The organism is Mucilaginibacter sp. GW821-FHT07H05, assembly GCF_059418485.1.
The window spans coordinates 45,428-63,332 of record NZ_JBWKPY010000001.1 but is presented as its reverse complement, the minus strand read 5'-3'; the positions used below and the strand labels follow the sequence as shown (position 1 = coordinate 63,332).

11 protein-coding genes are annotated in these 17,905 nt (G+C 44.5%); 7 read left to right on the top strand and 4 right to left on the bottom strand.

From position 1 onward, the window contains the following. The first annotated feature begins 9 nt into the window (after positions 1-9). The 3 genes from araA to AC07M6_RS00250 all read left to right on the top strand — a co-directional run bounded on the left by araA (position 10) and on the right by AC07M6_RS00250 (position 4,535). On the top strand, positions 10-1,509 hold the full coding sequence (gene araA / locus AC07M6_RS00260; RefSeq protein ID WP_494886598.1) for an L-arabinose isomerase: 1,500 nt from the start codon (positions 10-12) through the stop codon (positions 1,507-1,509). A gap of 496 nt (positions 1,510-2,005) precedes the next feature. Next, positions 2,006-3,649, top strand: a complete 1,644-nt coding sequence (locus tag AC07M6_RS00255) for a M28 family peptidase (protein WP_494886597.1) — start codon at positions 2,006-2,008, stop codon at positions 3,647-3,649. Between the two features lie 175 nt (positions 3,650-3,824). Next, a complete protein-coding gene (locus AC07M6_RS00250) occupies positions 3,825-4,535 on the top strand; it encodes an NUDIX hydrolase (RefSeq protein WP_494886595.1) in 711 nt (236 codons plus the stop codon). A gap of 173 nt (positions 4,536-4,708) precedes the next feature. Here the strand turns inward: AC07M6_RS00250 and AC07M6_RS00245 are convergent, their stop codons facing one another. Continuing rightward, complete coding sequence (locus tag AC07M6_RS00245) at positions 4,709-6,838, bottom strand: sensor histidine kinase (protein WP_494886593.1); 2,130 nt, start codon at positions 6,836-6,838, stop codon at positions 4,709-4,711. Between the two features lie 115 nt (positions 6,839-6,953). On the opposite strand from AC07M6_RS00245, the gene AC07M6_RS00240 reads away from it, so the two are divergent. The 3 genes from AC07M6_RS00240 to AC07M6_RS00230 all read left to right on the top strand — a co-directional run bounded on the left by AC07M6_RS00240 (position 6,954) and on the right by AC07M6_RS00230 (position 12,125). Continuing rightward, positions 6,954-7,403 carry a response regulator gene (locus AC07M6_RS00240; protein ID WP_494887625.1) on the top strand — a complete coding sequence of 150 codons (450 nt, stop codon included), beginning with the start codon at positions 6,954-6,956 and terminating at the stop codon, positions 7,401-7,403. 106 nt (positions 7,404-7,509) lie between these two features. Beyond that, a complete protein-coding gene (locus AC07M6_RS00235) occupies positions 7,510-11,103 on the top strand; it encodes a PKD domain-containing protein (RefSeq protein ID WP_494886591.1) in 3,594 nt (1,197 codons plus the stop codon). Between the two features lie 8 nt (positions 11,104-11,111). Next, entirely contained in the window at positions 11,112-12,125 is a 1,014-nt protein-coding gene (locus AC07M6_RS00230; protein WP_494886589.1) for a PorP/SprF family type IX secretion system membrane protein, read from the top strand. Positions 12,126-12,191: 66 nt separating this feature from the next. On the opposite strand, the gene rpoN is transcribed toward AC07M6_RS00230, so the two are convergent. Beyond that, positions 12,192-13,664 carry an RNA polymerase factor sigma-54 gene (gene rpoN, locus AC07M6_RS00225; protein ID WP_494886587.1) on the bottom strand — a complete coding sequence of 491 codons (1,473 nt, stop codon included), beginning with the start codon at positions 13,662-13,664 and terminating at the stop codon, positions 12,192-12,194. Between the two features lie 157 nt (positions 13,665-13,821). Here rpoN and mscL point away from each other — a divergent pair, with 157 nt between their 5' ends. Then, entirely contained in the window at positions 13,822-14,235 is a 414-nt protein-coding gene (mscL, locus tag AC07M6_RS00220) for a large-conductance mechanosensitive channel protein MscL (RefSeq protein ID WP_494886585.1), read from the top strand. A gap of 104 nt (positions 14,236-14,339) precedes the next feature. On the opposite strand, the gene AC07M6_RS00215 is transcribed toward mscL, so the two are convergent. Further along, positions 14,340-15,119 carry a DUF4249 domain-containing protein gene (locus AC07M6_RS00215; RefSeq protein WP_494886584.1) on the bottom strand — a complete coding sequence of 260 codons (780 nt, stop codon included), beginning with the start codon at positions 15,117-15,119 and terminating at the stop codon, positions 14,340-14,342. A 15-nt stretch (positions 15,120-15,134) separates the two neighbouring features. Continuing rightward, positions 15,135-17,453 (bottom strand): TonB-dependent receptor, encoded by a 2,319-nt coding sequence (locus AC07M6_RS00210; protein ID WP_494886582.1) that lies wholly within the window; start codon positions 17,451-17,453, stop codon positions 15,135-15,137. Positions 17,454-17,905 lie beyond the last annotated feature (452 nt).

The window sequence follows — 17,905 nt, the reverse complement described above, 5'->3', positions numbered from 1 at the left end:
TTGAATACAATGATAGATTTAAAAACCTTTGAAGTATGGTTCGTTACCGGTAGCCAGGACTTATATGGCGAGGAAACATTAAAACAAGTAGCCGAGCATTCTAAGCAAATAGCTGCGGGCATTAATGCTGCCCCACAGGTGCCCGTAACGGTAGTATTTAAACCTACTGTAAAAAGTATGGAGGAGATCTATAACCTGATCCAGGAAGCCAATGTGGCTAAAAACTGTATCGGTATCATCACCTGGATGCATACCTTCTCGCCTGCTAAAATGTGGATCAACGGGTTAAAGATCCTGCGCAAGCCGGTACTGCATTTACATACCCAATTTAACAGCCAGATCCCATGGTCGTCCATTGATATGGACTTTATGAACCTGAACCAAAGCGCCCACGGCGATAGGGAGTTTGGGTTTATGATGTCGCGCCTGCGCATCCGCCGCAAGGTGGTGGTTGGCCACTGGCAAGAACAGGAAGTGCTTGACCAAATTAACACCTGGAGCCGCGCAGCAGCGGGCTGGAACGATTGGCAGGGTGCTAAATTTGTTCGCTTTGGCGATAACATGCGCTTTGTAGCTGTTACCGATGGCGATAAAGTAGAGGCAGAACTGAAGTTCGGTTTCTCGGTAAATACCCATGGTGTGGGCGACCTGGTTGCTGTGATTGATAAAGTGACCGAAAGCCAAATTGATGAATTAATAGCGGTTTATGCCGAGCAGTACAACATCGTACCCGAACTGCAAAAGAATGGGGCCAAATACAGCCACCTGCGCGATGCGGCCAAGATAGAAATAGGTTTACGCACGTTTTTACAAGCCGGCGGCTATAAAGGCTTTACCGATACTTTTGAAGACCTGCATGGCATGGTACAACTGCCGGGCATCGCATCGCAACGCTTAATGGCCGAAGGCTATGGCTTTGGGGGTGAGGGCGACTGGAAAACAGCGGCTTTAGTACGCGCTATGAAGGTAATGGGCAGCGGCCTGCCGGGCGGCAATGCCTTTATGGAAGATTATACCTATCATTTTGATGGCGGCAACTCCATGGTTTTAGGATCGCATATGCTGGAGATTGATTCGTCTATAGCCGGTACCAAACCAAATGTTGAAGTACATCCATTAGGTATTGGCGGCAAGGCCGATCCGGTACGCCTGGTATTTAACGTAGCGGCAGGTCCGGCACTAAACGCTTCTATTGTGGATATGGGCAACCGTTTCCGCCTGATTGTTAACGAGGTTGAGGCTGTAGAGCCGCAAAACGATCTGCCTAAACTACCCGTCGCCCGTGTGCTTTGGAAACCATATCCAAACATGAAAGACGGATGTGCAGCCTGGATCTACGCCGGCGGCGCGCACCATACCTGCTACAGTCAGAATTTAACCAATGAACATTTAAGCGATTTTGCCGACATGGCCGATATTGAGCACCTGACCATTGGTAAGGATACCAAATTAGCCGAATTTAAAAAGGAGATCTTTTGGAATGATGCGGTGTATCGCATCGGAAAATAATTGTGATGGTGGTGGCGATTTAACCACAGAGCGCACGGAGTTTTTGCACAGAGGGCACAGAGATTTTTCTTTGTGCCCTTTGTGGTTTTGCTGATGCCCGATCAAGCGTCCACGCTTGATCGCACTTCCTAATTAAGCGTCCTCGCTTAATCTATTTCGCAAGCGTGGACGCTTGCATTAGGTAGGTTTCAAGCGTGGACGCTTGAAACGGCAGTGGGATTTTTCTTTGTGCCCTTTGTGGTTTTGCGCCTTGTCATTGCGAGGTACGAAGCAATCGCACACACAAAGAGCAGTCATGTAATGTTCGCGATTGCTTCGTACCTCGCAATGACAAGTTTATTATTCTCTGTGTACTCTGTGATTCCCCCTCCGTGCACTCTGTGGTTAAATCCCCTGTGGTTAAACTCGCCCCATACCCATCCTCGCCTATATGTTACTTTCATGTTAATTAAAATATTCAGGATTTAACTATCTTGTGTCCTCAATTTTAGGTTATATGAAATTAAGTTTTATGGCAGCGGGTGCAATTTGTGCATTGCTTTCGATTGGTAACAGTGTTTATGCTCAACCAAAATTAGTCGGCAAGGCGGTGGATGATGCCATGCAGGCAGCCAGCGCCGATGAGATCAAAGCCAGCATTACTTACCTTGCCGATGACAAATTGTTAGGCAGACAGCCCGGTAAACCGGGTTTCCAGATGGCTGCCGACTATGTAATAGAGCAGTTAAAATCGTTTGGCGTGCAACCCGCCGGCGAGCATAACGGCTGGACCCAGCAGGTACGTTTCCGCCGCACTTTCGCGGGTAAAACGGGGGCGGCTACTTTAACCGTTAACGGCAAAACCGATAGTTTAAAATATGGTACGGATATATTCATCTATCCTGATCCTGTGCATAAGGTGGTTAGTTCGTCAGGCCAACTGGCTTTTGCCGGCTATGGCATTACCGAGAAACAATTAAATTATGATGATTATGCCGGGCTAAATGTAAAAGGAAAAATCGTTGTCATTATTCGCGGTGCGCCTAAAAGCTTTCCATCATCCGATGCATCACACAGTATGGATTTGATCACTATCCAAAAAAACGCGGCCGCGCACGGTGCTAAAGGTGTGATACTTGCCGTAGCCGATTCGTCCGCACGTGCCATATTACCTAATCCCGGGCGTCGCGGAAGCTATAGTATTATGGACGAAAAAGGTATCCCGGTGGTATCGCGAAACTACTATGGCGGTGTAGAGATGCTGGGCATGATTGGCTATAAAACTTTCAAACTGCTGGCAGGCAGCGCCGGCAAAAACCCGGCGGATATTACGGCATCAATTAAAGGGGGAACGCCCATGCCTTTCCCCATAAATGCAGGCATCAGCGCATCGGCCGATTTTGATTACCAGGATATTGCCGGCTTTAATATAGTAGGGAAAATAGAAGGATCAGACAAAAAACTAAAAGAAGAATACGTAGTACACAGCGCCCACCTCGATCATTTGGGTGTTGGGCAACCCGTGCAGGGCGATTCTATCTATAACGGCGCCCATGATAATGCTTCGGGTGTGGCCAGTTTGCTGCAGATAGCCAAGATCTATCATAACCTGGGTATTAAGCCCAAACGCTCTATCCTGATTGTAGTGGTAACCGGCGAAGAGCTGGGCGATTTGGGCTCGGGCTATTTTGCCAGTCGCCCTACCGTGCCGGTAAAATCAATGGTGGCCGATGTAAATACCGATATGCCAACTATCATTGCTCCCCTGTTATCGGTAACAGCGCTGGGGGCCGAGCATTCTTCGCTCGCAAAAACGGTAGACCTGGCTGCAACATACATGGGCCTGACGGTTGAGCCCGACCCTGAACCGGAGCAAAACCGCTTTGTACGCAGCGATCAGTATAGCTTTGTAGTACATGGCATACCGGCACTGCACATTAAATATGGCGCCCGTACCCCGGATGGTAAAAATAACCTGAACGAATTTGTACAAAAATGGCGCGCCAAATATTACCATAAACCACAGGACGATATAAACGGTATATTTGATTTTGATGCCGGCCGTAAGTATGCCCAGTTAAATTTCCTGATAGGATATATCGTGGCTAACGATACAGGACGCCCAACATGGAATAAAGGTGATATATTTGAGAAGAATTAAGATAATTAAAAAGACTTACGAAGTATTGGAAGCTTTGTAAGTATAACCAATAACAAGCCATTATGTCATTGCCAGGTACGAAGCAATCTCGAACTATGCAGATCTGCTCTTTGGGTGTGCGATTGCTTCGTACCTCGCAATGACAAATTGGTAAGTTTGACACCATAAAAACAACATGCACAAATATACCGGACAGGATAAATTTTTATTAGCAATTGATTGTATCATATTTGGCTTTGATGGTAACGACATTAAGCTGTTGCTGATACACCGCGGCCTTGAACCCATGAAAGACCATTGGAGCCTGATGGGTGGCTTTGTACACGCCAGTGAAACACCGGATGATGCCGCCAACCGCGTTTTGGAACAGTTGACCGGCTTGAAAAATGTGTACATGGAACAACTGCACGTTTTCGGCGCGCCCGATCGCGACCCGGTTGAACGGACCTTATCTATCGCTTATTTTGCTTTGATAGATATCCATAAGTATGAGAAGCAGCTCACGCACGAGCATCATGCCGAATGGTTTCTGCTGAACGAATTGCCCGATCTGATTTTTGACCACCCCGAAATGGTGAAGATGGCCAAAAAACAATTACGCTATAAAGCAGCCTTACACCCTATCCTGTTTCAGCTATTGCCCGAGAAATTTACTATTCCGCAACTGCAATCGCTATACGAAGGCATTTACCAGTCTAAGTTAGATGATCGTAATTTTAGCCGTAAGATCCTGTCGACCGGACTGCTGGTGAAATTGCCCGAAAAGGAAAAACTATCGTCGAAAAAAGGGGCGTTCTATTATAAACTGGACCAATCCAATTACCTCGAGAATTTCGAGTCCTTCCTTAATTTCATCCCAAATCCCGAAAGATTTTTTAAGGATTAACAACCTTAATGTCATTGCGAGGAGCAGCGTAGGGATTGTGTTACAGGGCGACGTGGCAATCTCGTAGTTTGTTCTGCGTACGACGAGATTGCCACGCTATCGCTCGCAATGACAATCGGTTAGATGACAGCACAGCGAAACGACTAATGACCCAATGACGCGAAGCATACTAACTATTGCAACGTTTTTGGCAGCATCACCGTAAACGTAGCCCCTTCTCCCGGTTTCGACTGTACATCAATAGCCCCTTTGTGCTTTTCGATGATACCAAACACGATAGAAAGGCCCAGGCCTGTACCTTCGCCAATATCCTTGGTGGTAAAAAACGGATCGAAGATACGTTGCTTTACTTCTTCGGTCATGCCGATGCCGGTATCCGTAATTTCAATCACTATATTTTCCGGATAATCCCTGGTAGTGATCAGGATATACTCGTTCCTGTGCACGGCTTTAGCTTTTATAGCCTGTATACTGTTATTGATCAGGTTTACCAGTACCTGGTTAATTTTACCCGGGTAACAGTTCAACAACGGCAATTTATCAAGCAATGGTTTTATTTCGATATCATAAGGTATGGTGCTGCGCAAAAGCACCAGTGTGGTTAGTATAGACCGGTTAATGTCTATCGCTTTAAGCGCCAGTTCATCGGTACGGCTAAAGGTGCGCAGGCTGTGCACAATTTCGGCAGTACGGCTGGCCCCTTCTTCAATACCTTCCAGCAGGGTTATCACTTCTTGTTTTATAAAATCAATATCAATTTCTTTAGCATAATTGGTGGCCTTTTCCTGCAAAGTGGTATCCTGTGGGTTAGTTACCAGTTGCCGGTAATATTCAATCAGGTTAAAAACCTCTAAAAAATCCATTTTTAGAGGTTTTATATTGGCGCTTACAAAGTTTATCGGATTATTTATCTCATGCGCTATGCCTGCTGTAAGCTGCCCCAGGGAGGCCATTTTTTCGGTATCCACCAGCTGCATCTGCGCCGATTTCAGGTTTTCGATCGTTAACGAAAGGTTCCTGTTACTTTCTATCAGTTCCTGGGTGCGCTCCCTAACCTTGTTTTCCAGTGCGAAATTTTGCCCGGTGATCAATCGCTCGTTCTCGAGGGCGATGGCCAGGGCAATAGCCTGGGTTTCGCTGGTTTGATTACGATAGAAGTTAATACGATCGGCCAGGGCCACCGAAAACATGATCAATTCAAAGGCCGAACTGTACAGGATAAAATTTGCCGTAAAATCATTAAACCGTATCAGCCCTTTGTTACGGGCAATAGTTGCCACAACGGTTACCAGGAACAAGCCCCATCCCAGCATAAAAAATTTAGCCGGTTTAAAGCCTTTGATATATAATGATATGCCAATAATAAGCAGCACCGTGGCGTTAATGAGGGCGCCGGTTGTAATAAGGCTATAGGTTATTGTATTTTGATTTAGTAAAATACTGATAAAAGGCAAGCTGATAAAAACGTATAACAGGTAATAATAGCGGGTATATTTCTTTTTTATGTTTTGATCTAATTGCAAAAATTCATAAACAAAAAGTAATATAGAATACCAAAAGCATATACGGGATACCGGTATAATATAATTATTAAGTATTACCGTGTTTATGGGTAAAAATGACGTCCCCAAGCCGCGGGACAGCCATTGGGTTAATCCTAAAAAGAGGATATATAACACATAATACAGGTAGCTTTTATCCTTCACCAGTATAAAAAGCATCAGGTTGTACATCACCATGATCACTATTATCCCCATAAAAAAGCCAAACGTGAGGCTTTCAATTACACTATCGTATAAAAAAGCATCGGCACTTTGTACTTTTATAGGTATAGCTAACGAATCATTACTTTTTAAGCGCAGGTAAATGGTAGCGGTAGAATCGGGCAGTATGGGGAAATCTATGATCCTGCTCATCTTCCTCAGGCTGTTCTTATTTTTAATATCTAACGAACTTAAATGTACAACAGCCCCTGTTGTACCCACATAAAACAGATCGAAAGTATCAAATACACCGGTAACGTTTACGGCTACATAGGGTTGAAACGTTTGGTTACATAATACAAATTTGATCCATAAAACCGAATCGGTATACCGCATGAAAGGAAGGGTTGACCTGCTTTGATGAAAGCTTTTGCTATTCATTACCGCATTAATGGACATGTTGCCACGCAGGTCTTCTAACTGAGTAAAATAACTTTTTTTTAAAAGCACCGATTGTTTATTGTGTATGGTAAGCGTATCGCTTGCATTTGCAAAAAAAAACAGCGTCAGCAGGCCAATAACAATCGTAATTATTCTCATTTGTGGGCTTATATTCAATATCAGCAATAATTTTACATAAATTTTTGCGATAATTAAACCTTTAACCTTTAATTTCGTTTAACACTATTGATTGCCTAACCCTAATGATGTGACTATGCAAATAGGTGTATTATATGTTGATGACGAGGTGAATAACCTTAACAGTTTTAAAGCCGCCTTCAGGCGTTATTTTAATATATACACTGCCCAGTCGGCCAAAGAAGGCCGGAAAATACTGGAGAGCGGAGAAATTGGTGTGATTATTACCGACCAGCGCATGCCCGGCGAAACAGGGATCGAGTTCCTGGAATCCGTATTACCCATATACCCAGATACCATCCGTATATTATTAACCGGTTTTTCGGACATTAACGCCGTTATGGGCGCGATTAACCGCGGACAGGTTTACAAGTACCTGGTAAAACCATGGCAGGATGATGAACTGAAAATGTACATCCAAAACGCGCTGGAACTCCATAGCCTGCGTAAAGAAAACAAAGACCTGGCCAACAAATTAAAAATTGCCAACCTGGAATTAGAACAACTAACCAGGGTGAAAATTTAATTTTACCGCAACGCGCTTTTTTTTAACCATTTATGTATTTTTAGCAAACCGTTATGTTTTTGCCTGAATGGCATAGCGGTAACACTAACTAATACTATTGAATAGGTTGAAAAAGCCCTTACTGATTGTAGTTGTACTGCTATTAATTGTTTTTAGCTGCGCCCGTGTTCGGGCACAGGGAAGTACAAGCAAAGGTACCGAGTTTTGGACCTGCTGGATGGACCATATTAATGGCGCTGTAGCTACACCTGGTGTATCGCCAAGTAAAATGAGTCTTTACATTACGTCGGATGTGTCAACAAGCGGCACAGTTGCTATAGCTGACGGAACCGCCAATATCCCTTTTAATGTTACAGCTAACCAAGTTACTATTGTTGATATACCTGCCAGCGCCTATTTAGGTACACAAGGCCCATTTTTAAAGGGCATACACATTACAGCGGTAAAGCCTATTGCCGTTTATGCACATATTTATGCTATGTCGGTATCAGGTGCTACCCTGTTGCTGCCCGTAAACACGCTGGGTAAAAGTTACCTTTCGCTTAATTACACGCAAAGGTCAAACCAGGCCAACAGTTACTCGGCCTTTGATGTAATAGCAACAGAAGATAATACCAAGGTTGAAATAACACCTTCGGCCAAATTAAACGATAATTCACCAGCGAATGTAGCCTTTACAATCACCTTGTCAAAAGGGCAAGTATACCAGGGTTTATCCGCTACCGATTTAACCGGAACAATAATCCGGTCGATAAGTACAGACAACGAGCCTTGTAAAAAAATAGCTGTTTTTTCGGGCAGTGGTAAAATAGCGATAGGCTGCGCGACAGGCAGCCAAACATCCGATAACTTGTTTCAGCAGGTTTATCCTACCGCATCTTGGGGTAAAAATTACATTACAGCCCCATTAAAAAGCCGCCATTACGATACTTACCGTGTAGTATTAAGCGATCCGGCTACCAAAGTTACTATTAACGGCGTTGCCATAACCCAATTTGTAAATAGTTTGTATTATGAATTTAATTCAGATGTCCCCAATGTAATAACTGCTGATAAGCCTATCCAGGTAATACAGTATGCTGTTACACAAGGTCAAACTTTAAACTGCGTGAACGATGGCAACGATGCTGGCGACCCGGAGATGATATTTTTAACTCCTATTGAACAAAGTATTGATCGTGTAACTTTATATTCTACCAACCAATACCTTATTACCAAAAATTTCATCAACGTAATCATTCCGCATTCGGCATCACCATCATTTACAATTGACGGCACTACAACAGGTGTAAACTTTACGCCGGTGCCCGGCAACACACAGTATGATTATGCGCAAATAAATGTAAACTCAGGCACCCACAATATACAAGCTAACGAGGGCTTTAACGCCATAGCCTATGGCTTTGGAAATGTAGAATCCTACGGTTACGCGGCTGGTACCAACCTCAAAAACTTAAATGAGTTTATAGAGTTACAGGATCCGGCAACTAATACAGTAAGCGCCTCGGGTTGTGTAAGTATCAGCTATAAGCCACAGTTAAGCATCCCTTATCAAACAACCAAAATAACCTGGGATTTTAAAAACGGAAGCCCGCCAGTAGTTACTAACCCAACTGCACCTAAAGATACTGTGGTAAAAAATGGCACAACTTTATACGTTTATGAATATCCCTCGCCCGTTACTTATTCCACATCCGGCAGCTATACCATGGTTGCTACTGTTGTAAACCTTACCGCCGACGAATGCGGCAGTAACGAGGATATTCAGTTTGATTATACCATATCAGATATACCCGATACTAAATTTACAGCCTCATCCTTAAACATTTGTCCCGGTGCCGAGGTAAGTTTTGCTGATATTACCAATATCAATGGCGTAGCCACCAAAACCTGGAGCTGGGATTTTGGCGATGCGGCTAATGCTACCGCGGCTAACCCTAACACGGCTACCAATGCAAACCCCAAACATATTTATACCATTCCGGGCGATTATTTGGCAACGTTGACCGTAGAAAATCAAAATGGCTGCTCCACCACTTCGGCACCGCAAACTATACATGTTAACAAAATGCCAGTGGCGGCATTTAATATCGCCCCAATAAATTGCGAAACACAAAGTATCTTATTTACAGATGCTTCGCAGGCTAACGAAGGGACAATTACCCAATGGGCGTGGGATTTTGGTGATGCGGCCAACTCAACTATAGCAAACCCAAACACCTCCATTACACAAAACCCGCAGCATGTTTTTAAAACAGCAGGTACTTATACTGTTGGCCTTACAGTTACCAGTAGTACAGGCTGTACAAGTTTTATTACTAACCAGGTTATTGTGCATCCGCAACCACAAGTTGATTTTGTACCACCGGATGTTTGTATATCAGATGCGTTTGCTGTTTTTAAGAACACCAGTACCATAGCTGATGGTACGGAAGCTGATTTTGAATATACCTGGGATTTTGGCGATAAAAACGCCACAACTGCCAATAATGCATCAAAGGCTATAAACCCGAAACATACTTATACCGAGGCTAATGTATATACCGCAACGTTAACGGTTAAATCAAAATATGGCTGCGAGGTTACTACATCACACACCTTCACAGTAAACGGCGCGACACCCAAGGCAGCCTTCGCCACTGATAAAACCGAAGTACCAAATACCTTTTGCAGCAGCGATGATGTATTGTTTAAAGATAAATCAACCGTTGACTTTGGTATAGTTACCAAAATTGAATGGTATTTTGATTTCAACAATCATCCAAATGATGTAACCGTTTATACCAAAGATCAATTCCCATCCGACCGGATTTTCCGTCATAATTATGGCTTATTTAACAATACACCATCACAAACTTATCATGTTAAAATGATTGTTTACTCTGGCGGAATCTGTCAAAATACCTTTGAAAACGATGTAACGATATATGCCAATCCCCTTATTGATGTATCGCCAATAAACGCTACTAACACCCTTTGTCAGGAAGCCCCGCCGGTTCAAATTAAGGCCACGGTTTTATATGGTGCTGGCACAGGCGTATTCAGCGGTACAGGCGTATCGTCAGATGGGTTATTCGATCCGGCCGTATCAGGCCCGGGTACTTTTACCATTAACTATTTGTTTACTACAGATATTACCAAATGTACTTATGGCAGCAGCCAGCAAATAACCGTTTACCCAACCCCAAAAGCCGATGCCGGGCCCGCGCTGCACCTGTTGCAGGGTGGCAATATCACCATTAACGCAACGGCCAGCGGTGTGCAGCCGCTCACTTATAAATGGACACTGGCCAACGGCAGCAAAGCCATTGGTTTAGATCATGACGACGTACTGACCCCGGTTGCCTCGCCAAACGATGATGTAACGTATATGCTCACCGTAACATCGGCCGACGGCTGCTCGGCATCATCAAACGTAGATATTACCGTACTGAAGGCGCCGGTGGTACCTAACACCTTTACACCCAATAGTGATGGGGTAAATGACCGCTGGGAAATAAAATATTTAGATACTTACCCAAATTGTAGCATAGAAATATACAACCGATACGGAGAAAAGCTATATTCGTCAATTGGTTACCCATTACCGTGGGATGGCACTTACAAAGGCGCCGCTTTACCGGTGGGCACCTACTATTACATCATCAACCCAAAAAACGGACGGAAAGTAATCACAGGCAGTGTAACTATAATCAGGTAGGTTAATTAATGAAGAGGATTTTATTTCTGTGTGTGGTATTTTTGGCAGGACTGCAGCAAATTTTCGCACAGCAGCGCCCGCAATATACCCAGTACGTGTTTAACAGTTATTTGCTTAATCCCGCGGTAAGCGGTATTGAAAATTATATTGACCTTAAAGCCGGCTACCGCAGCCAGTGGACGGGCCTGCAGGGCGCGCCCGTAACCAGCTATATTACTATAAACGGCCCTATCGGCCAGGCCTTTTTACAAGGCGATGCTACCGCCATGCCCGGCGATGGTGCAAACCCCTACAGCCGCAGCTACACGCAGGATTATATGGCAGCCGAACCTCACCACGGTGTAGGTTTCAGCATGGTATCCGACAAAACGGGACCAATCAGCCAAACCAATATGAACCTGAGCTATGCTTACCACCTTGGCCTAACCGAAAAACTGAACCTGGCCGTAGGCGTATCGGCAGGCCTTAATCACATCAGCCTTAATACAAACGAGATCACGCTGGAAAACCCGCTCGATCCTGCCATATCCAACGGCAATAACAGCCAGTGGAAACCCGATATAGGCGCTGGTATATGGGCCTATTCGGCAAATTATTATTTAGGCGTATCGGTACAGCAGTTACTTAAACAAAACCTGTACTTTAATACCAGCAGCACCATAACCCAAAGTCAAACCGTTCCGCATTACTTTTTTACCGCGGGTATTAAAGTACCGATGAACGAAGACCTTTCCCTGCTGCCTTCGGTATTGGTAAAAGTGATACAGCCCGTGCCTACTACTTATGATGTGAACCTTAAAATGGCTTTCCGCGATATTTTCTGGATAGGCGGCTCGTACCGTAAAGATGATTCTTTTGGCGCGCTGGCCGGCTTTAACATCAGCTCATCCATTAACCTGGGCTATTCGTACGATCTGACCACCTCGGCTCTGAAAACCGTCAGCAACGGCACCCACGAAATTGTTATCGGTATTTTGCTGAACAACAAGTACAAAGTAAGATGCCCGCAGCACACTTTTTAAGTCCAAAGTCTCAAGTTCTAAGTCTTAAGACTTTTGACTTAGAACTTGAGACTCCTGACTTAAGACTTACAACTCCTTCCGCAGCCTGGCTACCGGGATATTCATTTGCTCGCGGTATTTGGCTACGGTGCGGCGGGCAATGTTATAGCCGCTTTCTTTCAATATTTCGGTCAGCTTTTCATCGGCCAGGGGATGGCGTTTGTCTTCCTGACCAATATGCTCTTCCAGTATCTTTTTCACTTCTTTGTTAGATACTTCTTCGCCGCTTTCCATTTGGATGGCTTCGCTAAAGAAAGATTTAAGCAGGAAGGTACCGTGTTCGGTTTGTACGTATTTAGAGTTGGCCACACGCGATACGGTAGAGATATCCATTCCTATTTTATCGGCAATATCTTTCAGGATCATCGGTTTCAGGTTCTTTTCATCACCCGTCAAAAAAAACTCGTACTGGTATTGCATAATGGCATTCATCGTTTTCAGCAGGGTTTGCTGGCGCTGCTTAATGGCATCAATAAACCACTTGGCCGAATCCAGCTTTTGCTTCACAAACTGAACAGCCTCCTTTAGCTTTTTATCTTTTTGCGATGCCTTATCGTAATGCTCAAACATATCCTGGTATGATCGGCTTACGCGCAATTCGGGGGCGTTTTTGGCATTCAGGGTCAGTATCAGTATCCCATCGTTATTGCTGATATGAAAATCGGGGATCACCTGCATTTGCTTGGTGTTGATCTCGTTGCTATCGCCCGGTTTGGGGTTCAGCTTCAAAATCTCGTTCACCACGCCGCGCAATTCTTCCGAATCCATATTGAGCGATTTTTCCAGCTTATCGTAATGTTTGCGGGTAAACTCATCCAGGTAATGCTCTACCACATTCATCGCTTTTTTGATGATCGGGTCGCCGTTATCCTTTTTACGCAATTGGATCAGTAAACACTCCTGCAGGGTACGCGCGCCAACGCCCGCCGGGTCAAAGCCCTGTATCACCTTTAGCATCTCCTCTACTTCCTCGTCCTCGGCCATTACGTTTTGCGAAAAAGCCAGGTCGTCTGTAAGCGATGTTAAAGGCCTGCGCAGGTAGCCGTCATCATCCAGGCTGCCGATAATTTGCTGGCCGATCCGGAAATCCTTATCCGATAAAGGCAAAAGATCGAGCTGATTCTGTAGATTCTCGAAAAAGGAAGTTTGTATCGCAATCGGGATCTCTTTACGTTCCTCGTCATCATCACCATTCTGGTCATAGCGCGATCCGTAATCGTTCACGTTATCTTCCTGCAGATAATCATCAATGTTAAACTCATCGCTGCTGCCTTCATCGTCGCCGTTGTAAGTATCCTCGTCCGGGTCGCGGTCGGGGTACTGCTCCTCCGGCTCGCTCATGTTGGTCAGGCTCAGGTCTTCAAGCGCCGGGTTCTCTTCCAGCTCCTCCTTAATACGGGTATCTAACGACACAGTGGGCACCTGCAATAGTTTGATAAACTGTATTTGCTGAGGAGATAGTTTCTGTAATAGTTTTTGTTGAAGATTCTGTTTTAGCATATGTTAGATAGCGGCAAAATTACATCAATTAACTCGAAATAAAAATGCAGAATAATTGATGAAATGCTAAAACCCTTTTATTTGTTTTGGGTTTTTTGACAAAACTAATTAAATCAATATATTGTATAAGTTTTTAGCTTAGTATAAAATTTGACGTATGGCTATCATTAAAGAGTTTAAGGAATTTGCCGTAAAAGGCAATGTAGTTGACCTGGCCGTTGGTGTGATCATTGGCGCTGCTTTTGGAAAAATCGTTACATCTTTGGTTAATGATGTAATTATGCCGCCTATAGGTTATCTAACCGGTGGTATCGACTTTAAGAACATAAAGATCCCGTTAAAAAGCGCCGACCCTGTACTGAAAACCCCCGAAGTTGCTATTAATATCGGCAATTTTATCAATACGGTAATCGAGTTCCTGATCATAGCTTTCTGTATTTTTATGGTGGTAAAAATAATCAACTCGCTAAAACGATCTAACGAGGCCGATGAGGCAACAGCCCCGCCGCCGGTCCCCAGCAAAGAAGAAATATTGCTGACCGAGATAAGGGATTTGCTGGCGAAGAAGTAACCCCCCAGCCCCCTAAAGGGGGAGTTTGGCTGAAAGCTAAAAGACCAAAGCAGAAAGCTTTGTGCTTTTAGCTTTAGTCTTTTAGCTTATCCCCCCTTCAGGGTTTAAAGCACCACAATACTTTTGCGCTGCACGGTATGCGCGCTGAAGTAGCCCAGCGCACCATTGCTGATATTGGAGGTTGGGTTAGATGGCGTGGCCGAATTAGCCGGGCCATTGCCCCCCTGCTGACTAAGACTGTACCAGTAATTGTATACGTTTTTATCAATACACTGCATCTCCACCTCTACCTTATCGCCACTGGCCAATTCAATATCATATTGGTAAAGCATGGAGTTTACAATACGGCCGTTGGTCAGTGCATCGTTAACGGTAAAAATCGCCTTTACCTGTACACTGTTAACATACATAATAAAACGGTACTGGTTAGCCGCATCGGGCGGATCATGATAGTAAACCGATACGGTTTTCACTGTTTTTTTGCCTACAGAGATCCCGCTTACGCCAAGCGAATCCAGCGTTACCTGGCCGGGTAAAACAGACGATGCCGTATAAACTTTACCATCGGCCAGCACATTAAGCGTATAAGCCTGGCCCGATCTTCCCTTGAAATTACTGATGGTATACTGCCCCGGCTGTGTTTCTTTTAGGGTAGTTGTACCGCTGGTGCTTGTTATGGTTACCGTAGCGCCGGTTACCGGCGGATATACGTTGGCATCGCTATAAGGTACTGTTTTTGATATGGATACGGTTTGGATGCCCGCCACGTTAGTAATTTTACCTTCAATTACAATTAACGATACGCCATGATTGATATCAATATCAATTACCCGCTGGCACGATGTAAATGCCAGCAGCTGGATAAAGCTATATATCGTTAACAAGCGTTTATACACGGCTCAAAATTTAAAATTCCAGGTTACGGATGGGATAATGCCAAACAAACTGGTTTCAACAGCTTGCGTGCGCGGTGGAGTATCCTTGGTATCCTTAAATATCACACTGTAAGGGTTTTTACGATTATACATATTATAAATACCAAACGTCCAACCCGAATGGAATTTTTTGTGCAGCTTTCCATCAAACGTAATCCCCAGGTCCAGCCGGTTATCTGATGGCAGCCGGTATCCGTTACGCGCCGAATAGTAATAGGTGGTAACCCCGCCAACCTTATACTTACCATCCGGAAAGGTTACGGCATTACCCGTTCCATAAACAAATACGGCCGAAACCGTAACACGTGGCTTTAGCTGGTAGATCCCCACCAGGGAGATATCGTGCGTACGGTCCTGCCGGGCCGGGAAATAAGTGCCGTTATTGATCCCGTCAAATTTATGTTCAACCCGCGACAGCGTGTAGCCTACCCAACCGTTCAGCCGGCCGAATTTCTTTTTCAGGAAAAGCTCTATCCCATAAGCCCGCCCCACGCCGTAAAGCAATTGCGATTCTACATTCTCGTTAGCCAGTAACTGGGCGTTATTTTTATAATCAATCTGGTTTTGCAGCCATTTGTAATACACCTCGGCCGATAGTTCAAACTTGTTTTGATCCAGGTTTTTGTAGTAACCAAGCGCTAACTGATCGGCAATGCCGGGTTTTACATTATTGCTGCTCATTACATAAATATCGGTTGGCATGGCCGCTGTAGAGTTGGATAACAAATGGATATTTTGCGAATTATGGTTATATGATGCTTTAACGGAGTTTTGCGCGTTGATGGTATAATTGGCTGTAATGCGCGGTTCTAAATTTAAATAATTTTTAACCGCCGCGCCCGATGGGTAAGTAGTAGTGCTGCTGATAAAGCCATTACTATCGTAAGTATAAAACACACCCGGGCCGCGCAGGGTAAATAAATTGAGGCGGGCGCCATATACCAGGTTTATTTTACTGCCTATCTTTAATTCATCGGCCAGGTAAGCGGCTAACTCATAAGCGTTACGGTCTTCTATTTTTGTGGAATTATATATGGCCGTGGGGGTAGAGTTAATATTGCCCGGCGTAATATGATGATGGGTAATATCCGCGCCAAATGTCAGCTTGTTACGGTTATTGGCAAACCAGGTATAATCGGTCTTCACGCTAAAATCTTTAATGCGCGATACTACATTGAACACGTTATTATCGCTGTAATTATTTATCGCGTAATTATAGTTGCTGTACACTACTGAAGTATTGGCAAACAGCTTACTGCTGTAAATATGGTTCCATCTTAAGGATGCCGTAGTATTTCCCCAATTGGTGCTGAAGTTATCTTTTAAGCCGATATCGTCCTTACCGTAATAGGTTGACAGGTACAGCGTATTTTTATCATCCAGCTGGTAATTCAGCTTAGCGTTCAGATCGTAAAAATAAAGACTGCTCCCCTTCAGACTGGAATCTCCGGAGAGCTTCAAAAACACATCGGCATAGGTGCGCCGTGCGCTCACCATAAACGAACTTTTGCCTTTCACCAGCGGGCCTTCGGCTTTAATGCGCGATGAAATGAGCCCTATCCCCCCTTCGAACCCGAAATTCTGATTATTGCCCTCATCCATCTTTACATCCAGTACAGACGATAACCTGCCGCCGTACGATGCCGGCATGCCACCCTTATACAAGCTGACATCCTTTATAGCGTCTGAATTAAAGATGGAGAAAAACCCGAAAAGGTGCGTAGCGTTATAAACCTGCGCCCCATCCAGCAGAATGAGGTTTTGATCGGCCCCGCCTCCCCTTACGTAATAGCCCGTATTAGCATCGCCGGTTGATTTTACGCCGGGCAACAACTGGATGGTTTTCAGGATATCCTTTTCGCCTAACAGCACGGGGACGTTGTTCATCACGTTAATATCCAGTTTGTTTACGCCCATTTGCGGGTTGCTGATGTTATCGTTAGCAGGTACGTTCCCCTTCACCACTACCTCCTTCAGCTCATTATCGGTATGCAATGATTGGTTAACGATCAGGTTTTTATTCAGCGTCACTTTTATGCTGATGGTTTTATAACCGATATAGCTTATTTGCAAAGTATAATCGCCGGCAGGCAAACTGAGGGAATAAAAGCCGAAATCGTTGGTGACTACGCCGTTCTGTTTCAATTCGGCCGTGGTAAGGGTAGCGCCGATGAGGCTTTCGCCGGTCTGCGCATCTTTAATGGTACCGCTGATGGTGAACTTGTCCTGCGCGCGGGTGTTTTGTGGTACAAATAAAGCTGCTAAAACAAGTAGCAGGCACACTTGCAGTAGTACGTTATTGATTAAATTATGATAGGCGCTATCAGCCGGTTTACAACACATTTCCAAGAGCTTTACTCTTCTATAGTTCAAGGCTTTAAATATGCGTTTTTATTTGGAGATTGTGATGGTGAAAATGGTGAATTTGCGGGAGTGGGTGGCGTGGTGAGTTTAACCACAAAGGGCACAAAGATTTTCACGGAGGACACAGAGAGTCTTTTCAACCAAATACTTTCTCTCTTAGCCAGTTCATGCGTCCACGCTTGAACTGCAATTCGAAGAGAGCGTCTACGCTCACATTTAAAGGTTTTATTAAGCGTGGACGCTTAATCAGGAATAAGTTCAAGCGTGGACGCTTGAACTGGCGGGGGTGACGCGGCAATAGATCTATCCCCGATCATTTGAATATTTCCTCCCCCCATTTAAAATGTTCTCCCCCCTCATTCGTCTATCCC

What these genes read in the sequence shown, in the direction of transcription:
- AC07M6_RS00255 (WP_494886597.1), top strand. Translation starts at nt 2,006, where the DNA reads ATGAAATTAAGTTTTATGGCAGCGGGTGCAATTTGTGCATTGCTTTCG.
- AC07M6_RS00230 (WP_494886589.1), top strand. Translation starts at nt 11,112, where the DNA reads ATGAAGAGGATTTTATTTCTGTGTGTGGTATTTTTGGCAGGACTGCAG.
- AC07M6_RS00250 (WP_494886595.1), top strand. Translation starts at nt 3,825, where the DNA reads ATGCACAAATATACCGGACAGGATAAATTTTTATTAGCAATTGATTGT.
- rpoN (WP_494886587.1), bottom strand. Translation starts at nt 13,664, where the DNA reads ATGCTAAAACAGAATCTTCAACAAAAACTATTACAGAAACTATCTCCT.
- araA (WP_494886598.1), top strand. Translation starts at nt 10, where the DNA reads ATGATAGATTTAAAAACCTTTGAAGTATGGTTCGTTACCGGTAGCCAG.
- mscL (WP_494886585.1), top strand. Translation starts at nt 13,822, where the DNA reads ATGGCTATCATTAAAGAGTTTAAGGAATTTGCCGTAAAAGGCAATGTA.
- AC07M6_RS00245 (WP_494886593.1), bottom strand. Translation starts at nt 6,838, where the DNA reads ATGAGAATAATTACGATTGTTATTGGCCTGCTGACGCTGTTTTTTTTT.
- AC07M6_RS00240 (WP_494887625.1), top strand. Translation starts at nt 6,954, where the DNA reads ATGCAAATAGGTGTATTATATGTTGATGACGAGGTGAATAACCTTAAC.